Genomic DNA, 23,308 nt, shown 5'->3' with positions numbered 1-23,308 from the left:
GGAGAAAAATGTCAAAACAATTAAAACCAGAAGAATGAAAATATTGAATTAAAAAATATTTAGCTAATTGTGAGAAAATGAGAAATTTAGATTTATTTTGAACCGAATATTTTCATTTTAGAAAAACAGAACCAACTAATTTTAAAAAAATGTTTTTTAAAGAAAAAGTTAAACTTTATAATTTAGGTATGAATTTAGAATCTCAAACAGGAAAATCACCTAAGAAAAATAAAGGCGTTGGAAGAAAAAGAAAAATCTTAACACCAGAAGAAGAGAAAAAAATTTGGGATAGTATCCCAAGATAAATTTTAATTAAATCCATAAAAATTTATCAAGATGTTTTACCTAAAGAAGTTTTTGATGAGATTTTTAATCGTGTTGTAAAAGAACATGAAGAAGAGCAAAAAAAGAAAAAAAAGAAGCAAGAAATTTTAGAAAATTTCTCTTCACTATGAAAATTTCTAAATCAACTTTTTACAGAAACAAGAATAAAAATGTTGAAGCAAAAGAATTGAATCAAGAAGAAAAATTGATTTATGAAGGTTTTACTGAAAATAACTGTTTGTATGGAAGAAAAAGACTTGAAGTTTTTATCGAAAAAAAACATAAAATAAAGATAAATTACAGGAAAATAGGTAGAATTATGAATAAATTAAATTTATTTTGCATAGTTAGAAAAAAATCCAAAAGAAGAGAAGATAAAAATACTTAAGTAAAATTTGAAAACATAATTAATAGAGATTTTCAAGGAAAAAACAACAATATTTTTGCAACAGATGTTTCTTATATAATCTCTCCTAAAGATGTATTTGATTCTAATCATGTATATTTTTCAGCAACAATTCATCACAAAACTAAAAAGATTGTTTCTTGAAATTTATCAAGAAATAATGATTTAAATTTGGTTATAGAACATAATAAAGATTTAAGTTTTAATGAAAAATGAATTATGCACACTGATCATGGAAGTGTTTATTCTTCTAATAAATTTGTAGAAATTATTGAAAAAAATAATGGAATAATTTCAATGTCAAGAGTTGGTAATTCATTAGATAATAGAGAAATTGAATATTTCTTTTCTAATATAAAGAGCGAATGTTTATCACACATTAAAATTAAAAATTTAACTTTTAATAATTTAAAAGAAATGATTAATAATTATATAAATTGATATAATGAAGAAAGACCACAATCAATTTTAAATTGAAAAACCCCAAATGAAATTTGAAATTCTTGAATTTCAAAGTAAAAAAATTTTACCAGTGATATCACTGGTAAAATGTGTCCCAATAAATTGTCCCACTTTAGAGTTTAAATTTACTGATTTTCTTTGTTTTCTTCAATAACATTTACTTTTAATTCTTTAACACGTTTAAATCCAAAAATGGTGAAAATAAATGAGAAAAATATTGATAAAATAAAGTAAAGTTTTGCTGTTTGGAATTTCTCATATTTAAATTTAGATAATCTTATTGATATTTTTAATTTAAATACAAATGAAGTTATGCTAATAACAACAAAAGTTAAATAGAGAAGAGCTACCAAGATGAATGATATCACTATTCCTATACTGTTATGTAAAGAAGAAGCTATCATAAGCATTCCTACACTAAAACTAGAAAACACTAAAAAACCAAAAGAAATAAAATCTAAAATTAAAATAGTTCTACTCATTTTTTTGATTTTTGTAATGATTTGATTAGTTCCTTGATTTACTTGTATATCTTCTTCTTTTTGTTCTTCTATTCCTTCTTCATGTTTGTCAATATTGTTAAATGTTAGAAAAGTAAATAATAGACCAAAAAATATAGATAAAATAGCAAACAATTTAGCATTCTCTAATTTTTTAGATTTTAAAGTAGACAGTTCTACACATAATATGAGTTTAAAAATAAAGACAGCATTTCCAATAAGTGTAGCTATTACAAATAGAAGTGAAGCAAAAATTCTATTTATTTTATTTACAGTTCCTATTGTAGAAATGTCAAATAAGTCATATACTGAAGTACCTGAAAATATTTGAATGATACCCGCTGCAATGAAAAATCAAGCAACAGCATCAATGATTAAAGTATTTCTACTTATTCTTTTTACTTTTTGAATTCGATTCATTTAAATCCTTTCTTTTATAATTTGTATATTTAAATTTTACTCTTTTCTAATAAAAAATAAATAACTAGTTTTTTTTATTTTAATAATAATGGTTTACTCTTCAAGTTTTTTGACATAAACAAAACCTAAGATTGTAAACAATAGTCCAAAGAATATTGATAGTATAAAGAATATTAGAATTGTTTGAACTTTGTTCATTTCAAAATTAGATAATTCAACACAAATAATAATTTTGAAAACTAAGGCTGCAAGTCCAGTACCAGATGCTACTACTATAAGCAAAATTGCTAAAATGAATGCAGCACCAAAACTAGCAATACTTGCTGATTGGTCTGGACGCGCTTCAGATGGTGAATAATAACCAAAAGCACTTACAGCCAAAACACCACCGGCTATAAGAATAATAACACTTATTACAAATAAGGCAAAAGTTACAATTTCTAATATAAGAGCAGTTTTGCTAAAATTTTTTAATTTTTCTAGATTGTTTTTCATAAGTTCCTCCTATATTTATATTTTACTGTTTTTATTTAATAAAAAAGTAAATATTAGTGAATTAATATTAATTTAGATTTAAAAAACTTGTTTATACTAAACACAAACAAGTTTTTTATGATTTAATAGTTACTAGTCTTTGATCATTCTTTTTTGTGTTTTTTCACATATCTATAAGCTAATGCTGTAAATACGAGTCCAAAAAAGATAGATATAATGAAAAATATTCTTGATGTTTTTAGATGACTTGCTTTAAAGTTAGAAAGTTTAGTTGCAGAAATTATTTTGAAAACAAAAGTTGTTATACAAAGTCCTATATAAACAATGAATAATATTATCACAAAAACAAAACCTGCTCTTGCTTTTTGTGCAGTCAGTTCAAAAGATGAATAGTAAGTTGGATCATAAGATAAAGAATTTTTATTAGCATCAGAAACAATACTGTTAATAATTAAAACTATAGTAATAGATATAATTTGAATAACAACAATAGACATTATTTCAAATATTAAAGTTAGTCTGGTTGCGTTTTGTAATTTAAAAAGTTCAAAACCATATTCATAACCTTTTATACATTTTATACATTGACAATCTTTCTTTATTTTTTGAATATTTATTTTTTCTTCTTTTGCTACTTCGTGTGGATATTCAAAAGATTCAAGTTTTTTGTAACCCATGAAAGTAAATATTATTCCAAAGAAGATTGATAGTACATAATACAACTTAGCATCTGCTAATTTTTTACTATATAAACTTGGTATCCTTCTACTTATCATTATTTTGAAAACCAAAGCAACTAAACCTACAATTAAACTTATTAGTGTAAATAAACTTAAAAAACTCACTTTTATTATGTCTAAACTATTTTCAAATAATTCTTCATTTTTGTTAACAAGAGCTTCAAAAATGTAGTTTATTTGAAAATTTATGAGAATACCTGTTGTTATTCAAACTAAAACAAAACTAATTATATCCATAATTAAAGTTGTCTTTCCAAATTGTTTTATTTCCTTGATTTCACTCATTTTGTTCCTTTCTTATTGTTTTAATTTTATTACTTTTTCCAAAAAAAAAAAAAAAGTTGATATAGCAAACAACTTTTTGCAAAATTTTGTGTTTTTAAGGCAAAAATACAGGAATTGTGAGCTTTTTTTCAAAAAATACTTCTTATTTTTTTAAAAAAAGAAACAAAAAACTTGTTTATATTAAATACAAACAAGTTAATTTTTTTAAGCTAAAGTTTCTTTTTGGTTATTTACTTTATAATAATTTTTTATATGCACAAATCCAATAATTGTAAAAATAATTCCAAAGAAGAAAGATAATATATAAAATAATTGTGCTGTTTTTAATTTATGTTCTTGGAAATGGGAAAGCTTTACACAAATAATTATTTTAAAAACAAATATTATAATTGAAAACGCTCCACTAATAGCAAACAATACTATAGCAAAAATAACTCCGCCTGCTAATTTTGTTAAATCCAATTTATGTGTTTCAAATGAGTTGTATCCGTATGGATTATAATAATTATGATTATCATTACTTGCGTTTAAAATAGTATTAGCAACAGAGATAACAACAATCAAAGTTGCAATAAAGATTAAAATTGCATTAACTATTTCAAAATTTAAAATGAATTTATTTATTCTTTTTATATTAGAAAGTTCTAAACTTTTACCATATGCTTCAAAAGTTTCCAAATTTATTTTTTCTTCTGTTTTTTGTTCTTCCTGGTATTGAAAATTGTCAAGCTTGTTGTAAGCTATTAAAGTTAATATTACTCCAAAGAAGACTGATAATACATAATACAATTTTGCATCTGCTAATTTTTCACTGCCTAAATTTGATATTTCTGAAATGATCATTATTTTAAAAATAATAGATATGAGAAAAATTATTGTATCTATTATAAATAATGTAAATATAATTAAATTCTTTGTCTTTAAATAAGACGGATAGTTTATTTCTCTATATGGTTGTCAATAACTTGTTTCCAAAATATTAGAAAGCAAAAGATTTAGAATAATTGCTATAAAAATTAAAGAAAAACCAATTATATCTATAATTAAAGTATTCTTTCCTAATTGCTTTATTTGTTTGATTTGATTCATTTAACTCCTTTCTTTTTACTTCAATTTTATTACTTTTTGCAAAAAAAAAAAAAAAAGTTGATATAGCAAACAACTTTTATATAAATTTTAGTTTTATAGGACAAAAATACAGGAAATTGAGTTTCTTTTTATATTTATTTTATATTTTTCTTTACATAATTTCAATTCCGTATTCTAATTTAATTTCTTTGGACTTTCTAAAATAATGAACAGCAATACTAGAAAATATCAATCCTAAGAAGATAGATATTAAGAAAAATAATTTTGATATCATTAATTCTTTTTCTTTATAAGGAAAAAACAATATTATTGCTTTAATTTTATAGTAAAGTAATGGTAATGTAGTTGCAGGACCTATTAAGAGTAGATAAATAAGTCAAAATATTTCTACAGCTCATTTTGAGTTGTGTAATATCCAATAAATAACAGCTAAATCAATTAACAGAAAAGCATTTATAACATCCAATATAACAACTGAAAAACATTGAGTTTTAATTTTTTTATATTCAATATGCATTTTTCTCCTTTTTCTAAAACACAGTAAATTCCTGTATTTTAAAACATTTAATTAAAAAACTTGTTCATATTTAAAATAAACAAGTTAATTTACGATTTTGAAAACTAATCTTCTAATACTGGTTCATTGTAATTATTTACATAAACAAAACCAACTATTGTAAAAATAATTCCAAAGAAGATAGATAAGATAAAAAATATTTGTGCAGTTCTTAATTTATGTGTTTTGAAATGAGAAAGCTTTACAGCGGTAATTATTTTTAAAACAAAAACTAAAATTGAAAGTATTCCACTAATAACGAATAAAACTATTGCAAAAATAACTCCACCTGCTAATTTTGTTATATGTCTTACAAAATCACTATCGTTTCTACCGTAATTTGGATTATAGTTATAAGAACCACTCGCAACATCAGAAGCTGCAGTGATTAAAGAGATAACAATAGTAATTATTGCAATAAAAATTAAAACAGCATTAACAATATCAAAAATTAAAGTTAATCTACTTGTCTTTTTTAAATTTTGAATTTGATAATTTTTCTCATATTCTTGCACATCTTCTTCTTGATCTCTTATTATTCCGTATCTTGGATTACTATTTGCATAAGGAGCAGAATTTGAGTCATATTTTTGTGAAAAATTTCTAATATTTAGTCTTTCTTCCTGTTCTATTGGTTCTTCATACTTGAATGCTTCAAGTCTTTTATAACCCATAAAAGTAAAGATAATTCCAAAGAAAATAGATAATACATAATACAATTTAGCATCGGCTAATTTTGTATTATTTAAGTTAGATATTAGTGCACTTGCCATTATTTTAAAAATTACAGCAACAAATCCTATAATTCCAGCTATTATAAATGTGAATAACACTATTAAATCTCTTGTTTTATAGTTTGCTACTTCAGCTTCAAAGCTTTTTGGTTTAGAAACTCCAATAATAGAGTTAATTTGATAACTTAAAACTATGGCAACAAAAATAAAAACATAAGAAATTATGTCGACAATTAAAGAGTATTTTCCTAATTGCTTAATTTGTTTGATTTGATTCATTTAATTCCTTTCTTTTTATTTAAATTTTATTACTTTTTGCAAAAAAAAAAAAAAAAGTTGATATAGCAAACATTTTAGGGAAATAAAAATTCCTAATATAAAGGAATTTACTGTATTTTTAGGAATTTTCAAGTTTATACATATTTTTAATCTATTTCTGCTATTCATCTGTTTGTTAGAATAAATGCAGCTATTCAAACAAAGGGAATAACTGCAGCAAGAATTCAAGCAGTTTTAGCTTTTGCTGCACTTGGGTTATTAAATATAACTGATAGTTTTAATGTTAATAAAACTAAAAACACCAAATAAGTAATATAAATAGCAGAAGTTACCAATAAAAACAAACCTTTGAAAGCTAGTGCTCATAAATTAAAAAATAAGAAAGAAAATGTTATTAAAAACATTAAAACTATATTTACTATTGATAATATGAAACAAGTTAAATTATTTTTTCTAATTTGTTCTTTTTCAAATGACATTATTTTCTCCTTTCAAGATTTATATATCAATAAAAACATTATACAGTGAAACAAAAAAAAAAAAAAACGAAGCAAAAAATAGAAAATTTTAAGCGTTTTTACGCTTTTTGCCTTGCTGATTGAACTTTTATGAACTTTTTTGAACAAATATGAACAAATTAGTATATAATAAGATTGCAAAGAATTGGAGGAAAAATGAAAAAATTTGCTAGAACAGTTCTTGGAGATATTGATCCAAAAGAACTTGGAGTGGTAGATTGCCATGATCACCTTATAAAAAATTATGGACCAGAAGCACATGAACATCCTGATTTTGTTATGATGTCAGTTGATGCAGCATTAAAAGAAATGGATGAATTTGTTGCTAAAGGTGGAAAAACCATGGTAACAATGGATCCGCCTAATGTAGGACGTGATGTATATAAAATGTTAGAAATTGCTGAAAAATTAAAAGGCAAGGCAAACATTATTATGGCTACAGGATTTCATAAAGCAGCCTTTTATGACAAAGGAGCTTCATGATTATCACTAGCTCCAATTGATGATATTGTTGAAATGGTAAAAGCTGAAATTGAAGTTGGTATGGATGAAATGAATTACAGTGGACCTGTAGTTAAAAGATCTAAATCTAAAGCTGGAATTATTAAAGCTGGTACTGGATATGCAGCAATTGATAGACTAGAATTAAAATCTTTAGAAATTGCAGCAAGAAGCAGTATTGAAACAGGGGCTCCTATTTTAGTACATACACAATTAGGAACAATGGCTTATGAAGCAGCACAACACTTAATTGATTTTGGTGCTAACCCAAGAAAAATTCAATTATCACACTTAAATAAAAACCCAGATAAATATTACTATGAAAAAATAATCAAAGAATTGGGAGTTACTTTATGTTTTGATGGACCTGACAGAGTTAAATACTACACAGATGCAACTCTTGCAGAAAACATTAAATATTTAGTTGATAAAGGATACCAAAAACACATTACTATGGCTCTTGATGCAGGAAGAATTCTATATCAAAGACATTATGGAATTGAAAAAGGTAAACAAACATTTGGTTTAGGATATCTATTTGATAGATTCATCCCACTATTAAAACAAGTAGGTGTTAGTGATGAAGCAATTCAAGATATTCTTGTAAATAACCCAAGAGAAATTTTAACTTTTGATGAAAAAAGAACATATGATGTTTCAAAAGTTAATCCACGGGTATTAGAACTTAAAAAAGCTTTAAAAGTTAAATAATAAAAATAAAAGAAAGTAAAAAAATGATCGAAAAATTAAACAAAAAGAAAAAAACAGGTTTAATAGTAGGTTGAGTTGTTTTTGCAGTAATTAACTTAATAATTATTTTAACTACTTTATTAGTAAAAGCCGCAAATCACACAAATGCATGAAGTGGACAAGCATGATTAGATGCTTTCTTCTTCTTATTAAACAAAGTATATTTAGATAACTTCTTTAAACTTCCTGCCTTATTATTAGGTTCTCTAACTTTTGTTGGTTATCTAGTAATTGGTAGGGGTATTAGAGAATCCTTTATAGGTTTTCTAAAAACAGTTATAGGATTTATTTTATTACAAATAGGTTCTGGAACACTTGTTGGTTTAGCAAAACCTGTATTTAACGGAGTAAGTCACATTGGTGGAAATTCAGTAGGAATCGTTCCTTTAGACCCTTACTTCTCACTTGCTAGTCAGCAAGCCTTTTTCTCAGGAAAAGACTTTACTTCAAACTATGCATCTTTAATCTCATTTGCATTTATTTTAGGTTTTGTTGTAAATATTATTATGGTTGCTCTTAAAAAATGAACTAACACAAATAGTTTAATGATTACAGGGCACGTTATGTTACAACAAGCAGCTGTTGTTACAGCAATTTTCTATGCAATCTTATTTAGAGACTTTAGAATTTTTGATGGAACAATCACAGTTGGAGAACAAGTTGGATTAATAATTATGTCAGGGATTTTCCTTGGTGTTTATTGAGCTACTGCTTCAACTTCAACTGTAAAAGGAACAAATGTAGTAACACAAAATGCTGGATTTGCTGTTGGACACCAACAAATGTGAGCAATTGCTACTACATACAAACTAGGAAGATTTTTTGGAAACAAAAATGATTCAGCAGAAAATAAAAAATTACCTTCATATTTAAAAATATTTGAAGATAACATCTTTACACAAACAATAATTATTTTAGTATTATTTACAACATTATTTGTTATTTTAATTGCTGTAGATCATACAAAAGTTATTGAAAATGATTTAATTAAATTTACAAAAGATTATGCAATATGAAATAGTTCATTTGGTGGAGCTAACTTTGTATTAAATATCTTTGGTGGTTCTCTAAAAATAGTTGCTTCATTATTAGCAATTATTACAGGGGTTAGAATGTTTATAACAGAGTTACAACAATCATTCCACGGAATTAGTGAAAAAATAATTCCAGGAGCAGTTGTTGCGGTTGATGTTGCAGCTGTTTATGGATTCTCAATCAACTCTGTAACATTTGGTTTTTTATCCGGAGTAATTGGACAATTTTTAGGAGTAGCAATTGTTATTGGATTAGCAGCTATTCCAGGACAATCAGTTGTTTTTGTTGCAATTCCATTATTTATTACATTATTCTTTAACTCAGGTTCATTGGGAGTATACGCAAATGCAAGTGGTGGTTGAAAAGCGGCTTTAATCCTTCCTGGACTAATTGGTTTCTTAGAAATAATAATTATTTCCTTCGCAACAAGAGCAATTTCAAATGGATTTGGAACACATATCTCTCCAGTAGCAACTGGATATATTGGAATGGCAGATTGAAACTTATTCTTTGGGTTATTAATTTGAATTTCTTCATATCATATTGTTGTTGCTTGAATTTTAGTTTCTATAGCAATAATTGCTATGGTTGTTATGGGAATGATAGTAGATAACGGTTCACAAACAAAACCAACAATATTACAAAAAGTTCTAAAATTAAAACCAGCATTAGTGACAAACTAATTCTGAAAGGTTAGTTTATGCTAACCTTTTTTTAAAAGAAAAGAGGCAAAAATGAATAATAAAACTTTAAAAATTATAGCAGCATGTGGTAACGGAATGGGAACCAGTATGATTATAAAATTAAAAGTACAAAAAATTACAAAAGAATTAGGAATCGATGCAACCGTAGATGCTTTATCTATGGGACAATCAGTAGGAATGACTAATTCAGTTGATATCATTATTTCATCAAAACACCTATCAAGTATGTTTAATCACGATCAAAAAGCAAAAATTGTAGGTGTAACTAATTTAATGGATGAAAACGAAATAAGAGAAGCTATTAAATCCGCCTTGGAGATTCAATAATGGCAAAAATAAACCTATTAAATATTTTAAAAGAAAACGAAACAATTAATTTAAATTTAAGTGCAAAAGACTGAAAAGAAGCAGTGTATTTATCAATAAAACCATTAATTGATAAAAAAATGGTTGAGAAAAAATACTATGAAGCTGTTATTGAAAGCACACAAAAACACGGTCCTTATTATATTATTGCAGATAACTTAGCAATGCCACACGCACAAAGCGATGCTGGAGTTAATGAAAACAGTTTTTCATTAGTTACTTTAAAAGAACCAGTTTATTTTGAAAACGATTCAAGACCAGTTAGAGTTTTAATTGCTTTAGCAGCAACAAGTGCAGAAGTACACACTTCTGAAGCATTACCACAAATAGTTGCTGTTTTTGAAGATGAAAACAATTTAAAAGCAATAATGAACGCACAGACAAAAGAAGAAGTTTTAGAAATTATTTCAAAAACTGATTTTCAAAAATATTTACAATAAAAGGAGAAAAATGGCATTACCATTATTACAAATAGCTCTTGATAATTTAACAATTGAAGATGCTATTAAATCAGCAAAAAAAGCAGAAAAGTATATTGATGTTATAGAAGTAGGAACTATTTTACTTGCTTCTGAAGGGAAAAAAGCAATTAGTGAATTAAGAAAAGCTTTTCCTGACAAAATAATAGTTGCAGATGGAAAAATTGCAGATGCAGGGAAAGTTTTTGCAAAAATGTTTTTTGAAAGTGGAGCAGACTATGTTACTGCAATTTGTGCTGCAGAAAATGCAACAATGGATGAATTAGTAAAACTTTCACAAACATATGGGAAAAATAAAGAATTACAAATCGAAATGACAACAAATTTCACTTGAGAACAAGTTGAAAATTGAAAAAAATCTTTAGTTCCACAAATTGTTTGACACCGTTCAAGAGATGCACAAGCTTCTGGTGTAAATTGAGGACAAAAAGATATTGATACAGTTGCTAAATTAGCATCAATGGGATTTAAGGTAACAGTTACTGGTGGAGTTACTGTGGAAGATATTAAATTATTTAAAGATATTCCTGTATTTATTTTTATAGCAGGTAGATCTATTAGAGATGCAGAAAACCCAGAACTTGCTGCAAAGGAATTTAAAGATGAGTTTAAAAAATACTGAAACTAAAAAAAGATTTGTAGGAATATATGAAAAAGCAATTAACAATAAATTTGATTGAAGCGACAAAATAGATATAGCTAAAGCAGCTGGTTTTGACTTTATCGAATTTAGCGTTGATGAATCTGATTTTAGACTTGAAAGATTAGAATGGGATAACCAAAAAATTAATGATTTAAGAAAATTATTAATTGAAAAAGACTTTTATTTTAATTCCATGTGTTTAAGTGCACACAGAAGATTCCCTTTTGGTTCACAAAATAAAGAAACCAGAGAAAAAGCTTTTGAAATAATGGAAAAAGCAATAATACTTGCAAAAAAACTAGGAATTAGAATTATTCAAATTGCAGCTTATGATGTATATTATGAAACTTCAAATTCTAAAACTAAAAAAATGTTTATTGAAGGAATGAAAAAATGTGCTAAATTAGCACAAAAATACAGCATAACTCTTGCTTTTGAAACAATGGATACTCCTTTTGCAGGAACTATTTCTAAATGTTTATCTTTTTTAAAAGAAATAAATGAACCTAATTTCTATATTTATCCTGATTTAGGTAATTTAAATCAATTTACAAAAGATATAGAAAATGAAATATTTTTAGGAAGAGAAAAAATAGTAGCTTTCCACTTTAAAGACACTTTACCTACTAAATTTAAAGAAGTAGGATGAGGGAAAGGAACTGTTAATTTTGCTAAATCATTAATAGAGATAAAAAGAAATGACCTTAATGTACCTATTTTAATTGAAATGTGATCAAAAAATTTTCCAGATGAATCAAAAGAAAAAAACATTTATAAAATAAAAGGCGCTTTAGAATTTTATAAAAAACAATGAAAGAGAGCAAAAGGTGAATAAAGAAGAAATTGAATTATTAAAAAAAGAAGTTTATGATGCTAATATGCTTCTATATAAGTACAAACTCGCAATTCATACTTGAGGAAATGTTTCTGGAATCACAAAAGACAGAAAATATATGGTAATAAAACCTTCTGGAGTTAGTTATGAAACAATGACACCAGATGATATGGTTATTGTTGATATGGAAAATAATGTTATTGATTCTAAATTAAAACCATCTAGTGATACTCCAACACATACACTTTTATATAAAGAAGATAAAAATATAAAAGGAATTGTTCATACCCACTCACCATTTGCTGTTGGTTTTGCTCAAGCAGGAAAAGAAATTCCTTGTTTTGGAACCACACATGCAGATAATTTTTTTGGAGCAGTTCCTTGTACTAGAGAATTGTCAGATGACGAAATTAATGGAGCATATGAACATAATACAGGTTTAGTTATTATTGAACATTTTAGAAAAAATAAAATTGATTTTGCTTCAACAGAAGCGACTTTAGTAAAAGAACACGGACCTTTTGTTTGATCAATGGATAGTCCAAAAAAAGCAGTAGATTTAGCTTTAACTCTTGAAGAAATTGCTAAAATGGCAATTAATACTTTAATTATTGATCCACATAAAAAAGAAGCTAATAAAACCTTACAATTAAAGCACCATTCAAGAAAACACGGTCCAAACGCATATTATGGACAAAATAAGTAAGTTAAAAATCGAAAACATATTTTTTGATTTAGATGGAACTCTTTTAAATTCACAAAAGAAAATAACTAACAAAAGTATAGAAATTATTGAAAAATTAAGACAAAATAAAGGAATAAAAGCATCAATAATAACAGGAAGACCATATTATTTTGCAAAAGAAGAATACTATAAAATAAATTCTGATTTCCCCATTGTTAGTTGTAACGGTTCTTTAATTTATGATTTTAAAAAAGACAAAGTTATTTTTGAAAATCCTATTAATAAAGAAAAAACAAAAGAAATTTTTGGTATTTTAATTAAAAATAATATAACTTTTTTAATTTACACAACAAAGAAAATTTTTGGTTTTTACAGTAAAAAAGAGTTCCCGGAATGATTTAACTGATTAAAAAATACAGTTGATTCTAAAGAAGAAAAATATAGGTTTGATATCGTTTTTTCACAATACAACAATTTAAAAGAAAACTATTTTAATATTCAAAATCACAGCATTATAAAATTTTTAATTATTAAATCAGATTCTGAACCTAACAATATAACTAACTTCAAAAAAGAAATAGAAAAAGTAACCAATATTTATTTAATTAACTCTCAAGAAAAAGTCATTGATATAATGCCTGAAAATTCTTCAAAAGGAAAAGCATTGGAAATCCTTTCTAAAATAGAAAAAATAGATTTAGAAAAAACCTTGGTTTTTGGAGACCAAGACAATGATGTTTCTATGTTTGAAGTAGCTAAATTTTCAGTAGCAATGGGGCAATCAAAAGAAGAAATAAAGGAAAAATCAACCTTTACCACGAATAGTAACGATGAAGAAGGAATATATAATTTTCTTAGAAATTTAATATAATTTTATTATGAAACAACAATCTTTAGAAAGAATAAAAGTGAATCAAACAGAGCAAGGTTTTTGACTTGTTCCTTCAATATTTAAATTATTTACTCCTAAATCTCGTAATTTTGTAATTAAATTTTCAAAATCATTAGAAGATTTAATTGAACAAAATAAATTACTAAATAGAGAAATAAAGTTTTCTTTTAATGGTGATAAGAATTTTATACTTTTTAATAAGTTAATAAAGCAGAGAGAATGGGATTTTGAACTCCCTGCTAATAAAATAAATAAAATGAAAGAAGATGACTATATAGATTATGAAGTTATACCCAATTTAAAAATAAGATTTAATTTTAAAACAATAAATAATATTTATAAAGGTAACATATTTTTTGTATCTAATGAATATTTTCAAGAATTTTATAATAAAAACAAAACAAGTGATAATGATATATTGATATTAGAATGGACGAATTGAGATTTTAATATAATAAAAAACCCAGATTAGTTTTCTGGGTTTTCTTTTTCTTCTGATTTGTTTGAATCTAAAGTTTGGTTTTCTCCACTATTACTATTGTTTGTAAAATCATTTTTATTATTAATATTTTTTTTCTTGTTAAAGTAAGGTTCAATTAAGCTTGTGTAAAGTAAAATTATAGTTGAACCTATGGAACCAATTACGATAAAGGTATCAGCAAAGTTGAATGTTCCGTTATCGTGTCATGGTAAGAATAAAATATCTTTAACTCCATTTTGATTTATAAAACGGTCAAGCATATTTCCAAAAGTTCCTGCTCATAAAAATCCTAAAAATACTAATGTGTAATATTTTTTAGAAAAAACCATAAAATAAGGAACAACAATAACAATTAATAAACTGAAAATATGGATTAACGTAAAACCTAAATATTTATTTAATCCTGAAGTTACACCTCTATGTAATAAAGGTCTAAAACCAATAAAACCATAATTATAAAGGGTTTTTCCATCAATTCATTCAGCTCTTTCTTGAAAATATTGATGTTCAAAAATAAGATTTTTAGTTAATTGATCAATTAGTGTTAAAACTAATAAAACACCAAAAGTAATAAGTGCATTAATTATTAATCTTTTTTTATTAAAACTCAAAATTTTTGTTTTTCAATTCTTGAAAAAAATGTTAATTTTGTCCATCTTTTAAAACCTCAAAACATCTTAAACATATGTCATCTTTAATTTGAGTCATTTCAAAGTGATTTCAACATCTTTGACATTTTAATGAATCAAAAGCAGTAACTTTAGTTTCATTTGCAAATTCCACTGTACCAACCATTAAGAGTTTAACTAAGTTAAGTTTTTTAATAAATTCACTGTCTGTTTTTATATAAACTTTAGCTTCATTTTGTCTTTTGATAGCTCCATTTTTAATTTGTTCTTCAATTAATTTATATATTTCATCTTTAAGTGTAAAGAACTCTTTTCACTCTTGATCTATTTGTTCATCAATTTTTTTCTCTTTTAAAAAGTCTTCTAAGTGAATTGAAATTTGTTTATTTTCTTTTTTAAAGAAAGAATAAGCTTCTTCGGTTGTTGTTGGTAAAATAGGAGCTAAAGAAATTAAAAGTAATTGAGTTAAGTTGTAAAGGTTTTTTTGAATCATTAATCTTTCTGGCGAATTTTTTTTATCTGCATATAAACTATCTTTAGTTATAGAAAGATAAAATCCAGAAAAATCAATAATGAAATTATTTATTTCTTTTACAACCAACAAGAATCTAAAGTCATTATAGTGCTTAATAATTTCATTATTTAACTTATTAATTTTATTAGCAATAAATTCATGTATTCCTTTAAGTTGAATATTGTCAATTTTTTCATAATCAAAATCATTAATATTTCCAAGTAAAAATCTAATTGTATTTCTTATTTTTCTGTATATTTCTATGTTTTGTTCAAAAATTTTAGTTGAATAAGAAATATCATCAGAATATTCGCTGTTGGAAACTCAAAGTCTTAAAACATCAGCTCCGTGTTTGTTAATTAGGTCAATTGGTTCAACTCCATTACCAAGAGATTTAGACATTTTTTGTCCTTTTTCATCAACAATAAATCCGTGTGAAAGCAGTTCTTTATATGGAGCAGTTCCTCTATAAACTACTGAATTAATTAAAGAAGAGTTAAATCAACCACGATATTGATCTGAACCTTCAAAGTATAAATCAAAAGGTTTTGTTGTTCCTTCTATTTCTACTCCTATAGAAGTAGAACCAGAATCAAATCAAACATCCATAATATCTTTTTCTTTTGTTCAACCTAAATTTCTATATTTTTCAGGTAAAAGATCATCAACTTCTTTTTCATATCAAACATCGCTTCCGTTTTGTTTGACTAAATTAATTACATAGTCAAAAATTTCTTCGTTAATCACAGGATCTCTGTTTTTATCATAGAAAATTGTGATTGGAACTCCTCAAGTTCTTTGTCTGGAAATTGTTCATTCAGCACGATTTTCAATCATTTTTGATAAACGTTTTTTACCTCATTCATTGAAGAATTTAACTTCATCAATAGCTTCTAAAATTTTATTTTTAAATTTATCAATTGAAACAAATCATTGTGGTGTTCCTCTAAATATAATAGGTTTTTTAGTTCTTCAATCATGTGGATATGAGTGTTTTATAAATTGTAATTTTAATAATTCACCTTTTGATTCTAAAAACATTCCTATTTCTTTATTAGCGTCTTCATAGAACATTCCTTCATATTGTTCTGCTTCTTTATTTAGAGTTCCATCATCAGCAACGTGCATTATCATATCTAGATTTTCTTTTTTACCAATTAAGAAGTCATCTTCACCAAATAAAGGAGCCATATGAACAAGACCAGTACCTGCTGTGATTTCTACGTGATGTCCTAAAACCACTTTACCAGTTAAATCTCTTTTTATAGGTCTTATGTATTCTGCTCCATATAATTCTTTCCCTTTTGTAGTTTCAAGAATTTTATATGATTCTCATTTAAACTCTGCTGCAAGTTTTTCAACCAATTCAGTTGCTACTATATAAATTTTTTCTTGTACTTGAACTCTAGAATAATCAAAATCTTGCCCAATAGCAACACCTGAGTTAGCAATTAAAGTTCAAGGAGTTGTTGTTCAAATAATTAGATTATCATTTTCTTTTATAAAGGAATTTCCCTTTGTAACAAGATAACTAACATAAATTGAAGGAGATATGTGTTCTGCATATTCTACTTCAGCTTCAGCTAAAGCTGTTTGGCTTGAAGGTGATCAATATACTGGTTTTAATCCTTTTCTTAATAAACCATCTAAAGCCATTTTTTTAAGTAATTCAAGTTGTTTTGCTTCAAATTCAGGTCTTAATGTTATATAAATTTCTTTAAAATCACTAAGCATTTGTAATTTTTGCATTTGATTTTTTTGATTTTCTATTTGCTCTAAAGCATATTTTTTTGATTCTTTTCTAAGTTCTAAAATAGAAAAATCTTTTTGATTTTTATTCAAATTCTGTAGCATTTTTAACTCAATAGGTAGACCATGAGTATCTCAACCATTTACAAAAGGTGAGTAGAAACCACTCATACTTTTATATCTAACTATAATATCTTTAATAATTTTATTTAGAGCATGTCCTAAATGGATGTTTCCATTTGCATAAGGTGGACCATCGTGTAAAACATATTGTGGTTTACCTTTATTTTTCTTTAAAACTTGTTGGTAAATTTCTTTTTCGAGTCAGAATTGTCTGTATTTTTTTTCTTTTTCAACTAAATTTGCCTTCATTTCAAAATCTGTTTGAGGCATATTTAAAGTATCTTTATATTGTTTTTCCATAACTACTCCTTTTTAAATAAAATAAAAATCTGCATTCAAGGACTAACGTACCACCTTGAATCAGATTCTCTTTTTTGTTCGTTTCGTGAACCAAACGCCTTGTTAGGTCTCGGAAGTGATATTCAAAGGATCCAGATTGACTTGCACCAACCGTCAATTCTCTAGTGCTTTAACTCTTTGAACGTGTCTTCGTCATCGATATTCTATTATTTTTAAATTATATAAAAAAAATAGAAAAAATTCATTTTTTTGTTTTTAAATTATTGTTTATTTACAATTTTTATCCAAATATAAATTATTCAACAATAGTTTTGAGTTTTTTAGATGTATGTCTTTTAAAGTATAGTGTATTTACTAAAAGTAAAATATTGGAAAGAATCATTATAAGAGCAGCTATTCAAGGAAAAATTAATCCACTAATAGCTAAAGGAATTGCAAGTGAATTAAATAAGAAAGCTCAAATAAAATTCATTTTGATAACCATTAATGTTTTTTTAGCTAAATAAATTGCTTGATAAACAGCATATAATTCATTAGTCATTAATGAAATATCAGCTGTACTATTTACCAAATCAGACCCACTTGCAAAAGCAATTCCTAAATCTGCTTGTTTAATAGCTAAAATATCATTTAGGCCATCTCCAACAAAGATAGTTTCACCTTTTTCTTTGTATTCACTTATTAATTTGAGTTTATCTTCTGGTTGCAATTGTCCGTAAAATTCCTTTATATTCAACTCAGATGCAATTTGTTTTACAACTTCTTTATTATCTCCAGAAGCAATAACTACTTCTAATCCGAGTTTATGAAATTTTTCTATTATTTTTTTAGCATCTTGCTTGATTTGATCACCAAGAGCATAAACAAAAACTATTTTATTGTCCTTTGAAAGAACAACATAACTATATGCTTCAAAAGAATTGATTTTTACTTCGTCAATAAAACCTTTTTCTAACATTTTTTTATAAGATCCAAGTTCGTATTGACTTTGTTCAAATTCACCTATGATTCCATATCCCGGAATCTCTTTTTCATTAGAAATAGAAACGGGATTAAATTTTTTATAATTAGTTATAACTTGAGATAAAGGGTGGTGAGATTTGCTAGCTAAACTTTGAGCAATTGTTTCAAAATTGCTATCTCCAAAAACTTTAACAATTTCAGGTTTTCCTTTTGTTAATGTTCCTGTTTTGTCAAAAATTAGGTATTTTGCTTTTTTAAGTTTTTCATAAACATCAGCAGAAGAAAAGAGAATTTTATTTTTTGTTGCAAGTCCGCTTGCAGAATAAATAGCAGCAGGAGCCGCAATTCCAAAAGCACAAGGACAAGCTATAACAACAACAGTTACGCCAATTTTTATTCCATAATAAATTGGTTGTAGATCTTTTTCTAAATAAGAAGGTCAATACTTAGAATCAATTAGATATAAAGAAATTGTTCAAGCAAGAAAACTTATAAGAGCAATTGATAAAATAACAGGAATAAAATATTTAACTATTACATCAGCTAATCTCTGTATTTTCGAAGTTGAATCAACTATATTTTCAAGTTTATCAATGATTTTAGCAAGAGTAGATTCTCTTGCTGTTTTTTGTACTTGAATTTTTAGTGAAGCAGTTAAATTGATAGCACCAGAAACCACAAAATCCCCTGGTTGCACGGTTTTTGGTAAAGGTTCACCATTAATTGCTGCCATATCTAACTCAGAAGTATTTTCTAAAATTATTCCATCAATAGGCACGTTTTGCCCTTTTGGTAAAATGATGACATCACCTACTTTTAAAGTACTTGTTGATACTTTTTTAGTTGTTCCATCTTCTAAAACAAGCATTGAATAGCGATTTTGTAATTTTAATAATTCTTTAATTCCTATACTTGATTTTCTCATTAATTTATTTTCTAAATAGTGTCCAATGGACACAAAAAGAAGCAAAGCAGAAGGAACCTCTCAAAAATACATTTCTATTTTGTAGTATCCACCATCTTTAGAAAATAAAGTATATAAAGTCATTATTAATGAGTAAAAATAAGATATATGAACCCCGATTGCAATTAAAAGGTTCATATTCATTACACCTTTAAATAGTCTTACATAGTTTTTGAAGTATTCAACAGAAACTACAAAAACTATAAAGGATGCAAGCATTCCTAATACTATAAAAACTCAATTTTGTTGATTATTATAAATAATTTCGTGTTTATTGTTAATTGCACCAATTATATTAGTTAAAATAACTAAGAAAAAAGGGATAAAGATGATAATTTGAATTACCATATTGTTAAATGGGGTTCAAATTCATCTTAAAAATTTTGACCAAAATTTTTTAGTATGGTTCAGCATCATATCCAGCCTGTTTTGCTAATTTTATAATTAATTCATCTGGATAAAGTTCATCATCTGCATCTACTTTTAACATTTTATCCATTAAATTAAGTGAATATTTAATTTCAGGATATTGTTGAAACTGTTTATCAATATTTGATTTACATGATGCACATGAAACATTGATAGTAAAATATCTTGACATTTTTCCTCCTTGTTTTTATGAATAAATTTAAATTTATTTCGATTATATTATATAAACGCACTTAAAAATTTTTTATTTTTTTATGTTTTGAATAAAAAAAAGGCAAAATTTTGAGATTTTTTATTTTGTAGTGAATAATTTTATCTACAAAAAACAGAAAAAAATAAAAATAAATAATAAAAATGTTATAATTTTATATATTTAAATTAATGAGGTAATATGAAAAAAGAAATGACGTTAGAAGAAAAAGAAGTAAAACAAGAAAAATCTCAAAAAAAATCAAAAGAAAGTAGAAAAGCTAAAACAAGACAAGGAAGAAATAACAGATGACTTTGAGGAATTTTCTTAGGATTTGCATCTGCTGTATTTTTAGGTGCTTCTGTTTGACTAATTGTTCAAAAAGTGCAAAAAGATCATTCTGTAAATCCAGCTGTTCCTACAACTCAAAATATTCAAAAAGATAAAAATAATGATAATTCTAACAAAGAAGCAGAAACTTCAACTAACAATCCAAGCACTACTACAACAAACTAATTTTTAGAACCTTAATAAAAGGTTCTTTTTTTAATATTTGTTTTACAAAAATATTGTAAAATTTATAAATATGAAGAAAGAAAATATAAGAAATTTTTGTATAATTGCACACATTGATCATGGAAAATCAACATTAGCTGATAGAATACTAGAATTAACTGGTGCTGTTGCTAAAAGAGAATTAAAAACTCAACATTTAGATTCAATGGACTTGGAAAAAGAAAGAGGAATTACAATAAAATTAAACGCTGTACAACTAAAGTACAAGGATTTTATTTTTCATTTGATTGATACTCCTGGTCATGTTGATTTTACTTATGAAGTTTCTAGATCGTTAGCAGCAACAGAAGGTGCTTTGCTTCTTGTTGATGCTACGCAAGGAATAGAAGCTCAAACATTAGCTAATGTATATTTGGCAATTGATAATAATTTAGAAATAATTCCTATAATTAATAAGGTTGACTTACCTTCTGCTGATCCAGAAAGAGTAAAAAAGGAAATTGAAAATGTTATTGGAATCCCTGCTGATGAAAGTGTGCTTATTTCCGCTAAAACTGGTCAAAATATTGATCAAGTTTTAGAAGCAATAATTAGTAAAATTCCTGCACCTAAAGAAGCAGATGATAATAAACCTTTAAAAGCTTTAATTTTTGATTCTTATTTTGATCCATATAAAGGCGTTGTTCTTTTAGTAAGAATTGTAGAAGGAAAAATTAGAGTCGGAGATAATTTCTTTTTATTTTCTTCAGGAAAAAAATTCCACGTGGTTGAATTGGGTGTAAGAACTCCTGCTGAGTTAAAAAAGGAAGAATTAGTTTCTGGTGAAGTTGGTTGAATTGCTGCTTCTATTAGAGATGCTAAAGATATTTCTGTAGGAGACACCATTACTTTAGTTGATAATCCAGCAGATAGTGCTTTACCTGGTTATAAAAAACTAAAACCTGTTGTTTATACAGGGTTTTATCCAATAGATGGAAAGGATTACGATTTATTAAAAGAGTCTTTAGAAAAAATTTCTTTATCAGATTCTTCAATAACATTTGAACCAGAATCCTCAAAAGCCCTTGGTTTTGGTTATAGAATTGGATTTCTTGGAATGCTTCATATGGAAATATTACAAGAAAGATTAGAAAGAGAATTTAATATGGATTTAATAGCTACTGCTCCTTCAGTGGAATTCCATGTGTATAAAACTGATGGTTCAATGGAAATTATCGCTAATCCTTCTAATTTACCTGATCCAACATTTATTTCAAAAATCGAAGAACCTTATATTAAAGCATCAATTATAGTTCCTGAAAATTATGTAGGTTCTATTATGGAATTATCACAAAATAAAAGAGGAACTTATGTTGATATTGAATTTATAGATGCCAATAGAAGAAGAGTTATTTATGAATTACCTTTAGTAGAAATAATTTTTGATTTTTTTGATAAATTAAAATCTATTTCTAAAGGTTATGCTTCTTTTGAATATGAATTAATTGGATATAGAGAATCAAATTTAGTTAAACTAGACATCCTTTTAAATGGAGATAAAGTCGATGCTCTTTCAATGATCGTACACAAAGATTTTGCTTATAATAAAGGAAGAGAACTAACTGAAAAGTTAAAAGAAGTTATTCCACGTCAATCCTTTGAAGTTCCTGTTCAAGCGGTAATTGGTTCAAAGGTAATAGCAAGAGAAACAATAAAAGCTTATAGAAAAGATGTTACAGCAAAATTATATGGTGGAGATCCAACCAGAAGACAAAAACTCCTTAAAAAACAAAAAGAAGGAAAAAAACGTATGAAAGCAATAGGTTCTGTAGAAGTGCCACAAGAAGCATTCTTAGCAATTTTAAAAACTGACAACAATGGTGGTAAAAAATAATGAAAATAACACCACTAAATAACACGGAAACTGTTAGATTTACTCATTTTAAAGTTGCAGAAACAGACAAAAAACAACCAAAATATAAAAGTAGTTATAAAGATCCTGAAAATGTAATTCCCACAGGTGCTTATAAAATTTTTGCTCTTGAAAATAAAATCATACTATCTATGCTTTTGTTTTATTCAATAATGATATTAATAATTTCTATTTTAATAACGCTTATTGCAACAAATAGTTTTAAAGCAATGAAAATTGTTGATAGAGATTATAGTTGAAGTTGATTTATTATTCCTGTTGGTTTATTATCATATTCTTTTTTTAAATTTATAATGAAGTTAATTGAATTTTCTTCTATTAAAAAGGCTTTAAAGTTTTATAGAATAGAATTAGAAAAAAATACACAAGCTATTCCAACATTTATAGCTCAGTTGTATAAAAAGTTAATAAAACAACAAATTCATCACAACTGATTCTTAGTCTTTTCTATATTTTATATGGGTATTTTTACTTTATTTATATGATATTTTAAAGATAAAAATTATCACGATATATTTTTAAATTTTAAAGCTTGAATTAGTGCTTTAAGTCCCAATCCACAATTGCTTTCAATAATTCTTTCTTTAATTATTTTAGGAAATATTGTTATTTGAGCAATATTGACTATAGCAAGAAAAAAAAGAACAAATGATATACAAGATTATTTTGGTTATCAAATAGTTAAAGATACAGAAATTGATCAAATGAAGATTAAAATGAATAAAGGATATTTAAAATTATTTTTCTTATCTATTGCTATCATTTTAATTCTTCCTATAATTACCTTATTGATAGTAAAAAGAATAATTTTAAAAAGAAAAAAATAAAGGAAATTCCTTT

General features: G+C 25.8%; 26 protein-coding genes. 15 read left to right on the top strand and 11 right to left on the bottom strand.

The window, feature by feature from the left end:
* Positions 1–8: 8 nt before the first annotated feature.
* The 3 genes from ACR34G_RS04210 (at position 9) to ACR34G_RS04200 (ending at position 1,249) form a co-directional block, all read left to right on the top strand.
* A complete protein-coding gene (locus ACR34G_RS04210; RefSeq protein ID WP_436358729.1) occupies positions 9–305 on the top strand; it encodes a hypothetical protein in 297 nt (98 codons plus the stop codon).
* A gap of 146 nt (positions 306–451) precedes the next feature.
* Positions 452–712: a transposase gene (locus ACR34G_RS04205; RefSeq protein WP_436358728.1), complete on the top strand. Its 261-nt coding sequence runs from the start codon at positions 452–454 to the stop codon at positions 710–712.
* A 189-nt stretch (positions 713–901) separates the two neighbouring features.
* On the top strand, positions 902–1,249 hold the full coding sequence (locus ACR34G_RS04200; protein WP_436358344.1) for a transposase: 348 nt from the start codon (positions 902–904) through the stop codon (positions 1,247–1,249).
* 68 nt (positions 1,250–1,317) lie between these two features.
* Here the strand turns inward: ACR34G_RS04200 and ACR34G_RS04195 are convergent, their stop codons facing one another.
* The 7 genes from ACR34G_RS04195 to ACR34G_RS04165 form a co-directional block, all read right to left on the bottom strand.
* A complete protein-coding gene (locus tag ACR34G_RS04195; RefSeq protein ID WP_436358727.1) occupies positions 1,318–2,112 on the bottom strand; it encodes a hypothetical protein in 795 nt (264 codons plus the stop codon).
* A 93-nt stretch (positions 2,113–2,205) separates the two neighbouring features.
* Entirely contained in the window at positions 2,206–2,607 is a 402-nt protein-coding gene (locus ACR34G_RS04190) for a hypothetical protein (protein WP_436358726.1), read from the bottom strand.
* Positions 2,608–2,729: 122 nt separating this feature from the next.
* Positions 2,730–3,632, bottom strand: coding sequence for a hypothetical protein (locus tag ACR34G_RS04185; RefSeq protein ID WP_436358725.1), 903 nt, complete (start codon positions 3,630–3,632; stop codon positions 2,730–2,732).
* Between the two features lie 204 nt (positions 3,633–3,836).
* Entirely contained in the window at positions 3,837–4,721 is an 885-nt protein-coding gene (locus tag ACR34G_RS04180; protein WP_436358724.1) for a hypothetical protein, read from the bottom strand.
* A gap of 151 nt (positions 4,722–4,872) precedes the next feature.
* On the bottom strand, positions 4,873–5,238 hold the full coding sequence (locus ACR34G_RS04175; protein WP_436358723.1) for a hypothetical protein: 366 nt from the start codon (positions 5,236–5,238) through the stop codon (positions 4,873–4,875).
* A gap of 104 nt (positions 5,239–5,342) precedes the next feature.
* Entirely contained in the window at positions 5,343–6,290 is a 948-nt protein-coding gene (locus ACR34G_RS04170; protein ID WP_436358722.1) for a hypothetical protein, read from the bottom strand.
* A 146-nt stretch (positions 6,291–6,436) separates the two neighbouring features.
* Positions 6,437–6,769, bottom strand: coding sequence for a hypothetical protein (locus tag ACR34G_RS04165; RefSeq protein ID WP_436358721.1), 333 nt, complete (start codon positions 6,767–6,769; stop codon positions 6,437–6,439).
* A 195-nt stretch (positions 6,770–6,964) separates the two neighbouring features.
* Here ACR34G_RS04165 and ACR34G_RS04160 point away from each other — a divergent pair, with 195 nt between their 5' ends.
* From ACR34G_RS04160 to ACR34G_RS04120, 9 genes are read left to right on the top strand one after another with little or no spacing between them, the layout of a single operon-like run.
* Entirely contained in the window at positions 6,965–8,020 is a 1,056-nt protein-coding gene (locus tag ACR34G_RS04160) for a phospho-furanose lactonase (protein WP_436358720.1), read from the top strand.
* A gap of 23 nt (positions 8,021–8,043) precedes the next feature.
* Entirely contained in the window at positions 8,044–9,777 is a 1,734-nt protein-coding gene (locus tag ACR34G_RS04155; RefSeq protein ID WP_436358719.1) for a PTS ascorbate transporter subunit IIC, read from the top strand.
* Between the two features lie 51 nt (positions 9,778–9,828).
* The gene (locus tag ACR34G_RS04150) at positions 9,829–10,125 is read left to right on the top strand and encodes a PTS sugar transporter subunit IIB (protein WP_436358718.1); all 297 of its coding nucleotides are present in this window, start codon (positions 9,829–9,831) and stop codon (positions 10,123–10,125) included.
* Positions 10,125–10,604: a PTS sugar transporter subunit IIA gene (locus ACR34G_RS04145; protein ID WP_436358717.1), complete on the top strand. Its 480-nt coding sequence runs from the start codon at positions 10,125–10,127 to the stop codon at positions 10,602–10,604. Before ACR34G_RS04150 ends, ACR34G_RS04145 begins: the two co-directional genes overlap by 1 nt.
* 10 nt (positions 10,605–10,614) lie before the next feature.
* Positions 10,615–11,271: a 3-keto-L-gulonate-6-phosphate decarboxylase UlaD gene (locus ACR34G_RS04140; RefSeq protein WP_436358716.1), complete on the top strand. Its 657-nt coding sequence runs from the start codon at positions 10,615–10,617 to the stop codon at positions 11,269–11,271.
* Positions 11,246–12,121 (top strand): L-ribulose-5-phosphate 3-epimerase, encoded by an 876-nt coding sequence (locus ACR34G_RS04135; protein ID WP_436358715.1) that lies wholly within the window; start codon positions 11,246–11,248, stop codon positions 12,119–12,121. The genes ACR34G_RS04140 and ACR34G_RS04135 overlap by 26 nt, the downstream gene beginning before the upstream one ends.
* Positions 12,114–12,827 carry an L-ribulose-5-phosphate 4-epimerase gene (locus ACR34G_RS04130; RefSeq protein ID WP_436358714.1) on the top strand — a complete coding sequence of 238 codons (714 nt, stop codon included), beginning with the start codon at positions 12,114–12,116 and terminating at the stop codon, positions 12,825–12,827. The genes ACR34G_RS04135 and ACR34G_RS04130 overlap by 8 nt, the downstream gene beginning before the upstream one ends.
* Positions 12,811–13,677 (top strand): HAD family hydrolase, encoded by an 867-nt coding sequence (locus tag ACR34G_RS04125; RefSeq protein WP_436358713.1) that lies wholly within the window; start codon positions 12,811–12,813, stop codon positions 13,675–13,677. The genes ACR34G_RS04130 and ACR34G_RS04125 overlap by 17 nt, the downstream gene beginning before the upstream one ends.
* Positions 13,678–13,684: 7 nt before the next feature.
* Complete coding sequence (locus ACR34G_RS04120) at positions 13,685–14,170, top strand: MPN499 family protein (RefSeq protein WP_436358712.1); 486 nt, start codon at positions 13,685–13,687, stop codon at positions 14,168–14,170.
* Here ACR34G_RS04120 and ACR34G_RS04115 read toward each other — a convergent pair.
* From ACR34G_RS04115 to ACR34G_RS04100, 4 genes are all read right to left on the bottom strand, one after another.
* Positions 14,167–14,835 (bottom strand): signal peptidase II, encoded by a 669-nt coding sequence (locus ACR34G_RS04115; RefSeq protein WP_436358711.1) that lies wholly within the window; start codon positions 14,833–14,835, stop codon positions 14,167–14,169. The two genes, ACR34G_RS04120 and ACR34G_RS04115, sit on opposite strands and share 4 nt — an antisense overlap.
* Complete coding sequence (gene ileS / locus ACR34G_RS04110; RefSeq protein ID WP_436358710.1) at positions 14,822–17,494, bottom strand: isoleucine--tRNA ligase; 2,673 nt, start codon at positions 17,492–17,494, stop codon at positions 14,822–14,824. Before ileS ends, ACR34G_RS04115 begins: the two co-directional genes overlap by 14 nt.
* Positions 17,495–17,789: 295 nt before the next feature.
* The gene (locus ACR34G_RS04105) at positions 17,790–19,838 is read right to left on the bottom strand and encodes a heavy metal translocating P-type ATPase (RefSeq protein ID WP_436358709.1); all 2,049 of its coding nucleotides are present in this window, start codon (positions 19,836–19,838) and stop codon (positions 17,790–17,792) included.
* Positions 19,819–20,022, bottom strand: a complete 204-nt coding sequence (locus ACR34G_RS04100) for a heavy-metal-associated domain-containing protein (protein WP_436358708.1) — start codon at positions 20,020–20,022, stop codon at positions 19,819–19,821. Before ACR34G_RS04100 ends, ACR34G_RS04105 begins: the two co-directional genes overlap by 20 nt.
* 219 nt (positions 20,023–20,241) lie before the next feature.
* On the opposite strand from ACR34G_RS04100, the gene ACR34G_RS04095 reads away from it, so the two are divergent.
* The 3 genes from ACR34G_RS04095 (at position 20,242) to ACR34G_RS04085 (ending at position 23,295) form a co-directional block, all read left to right on the top strand.
* Complete coding sequence (locus ACR34G_RS04095) at positions 20,242–20,556, top strand: hypothetical protein (RefSeq protein ID WP_436358707.1); 315 nt, start codon at positions 20,242–20,244, stop codon at positions 20,554–20,556.
* Between the two features lie 70 nt (positions 20,557–20,626).
* Positions 20,627–22,429, top strand: coding sequence for a translation elongation factor 4 (gene lepA / locus ACR34G_RS04090; protein WP_436358706.1), 1,803 nt, complete (start codon positions 20,627–20,629; stop codon positions 22,427–22,429).
* The gene (locus ACR34G_RS04085) at positions 22,429–23,295 is read left to right on the top strand and encodes an MSC_0882 family membrane protein (RefSeq protein WP_436358705.1); all 867 of its coding nucleotides are present in this window, start codon (positions 22,429–22,431) and stop codon (positions 23,293–23,295) included. Before lepA ends, ACR34G_RS04085 begins: the two co-directional genes overlap by 1 nt.
* Positions 23,296–23,308 lie beyond the last annotated feature (13 nt).

The organism is Mycoplasma sp. 480, assembly GCF_051353065.1.
Lineage (GTDB): Bacteria > Bacillota_I > Bacilli_A > Mycoplasmatales > Metamycoplasmataceae > Mesomycoplasma_A.
The sequence above is the reverse complement of the archived record's forward strand: the minus strand, read 5'-3'. Positions and strand labels throughout refer to the sequence as shown.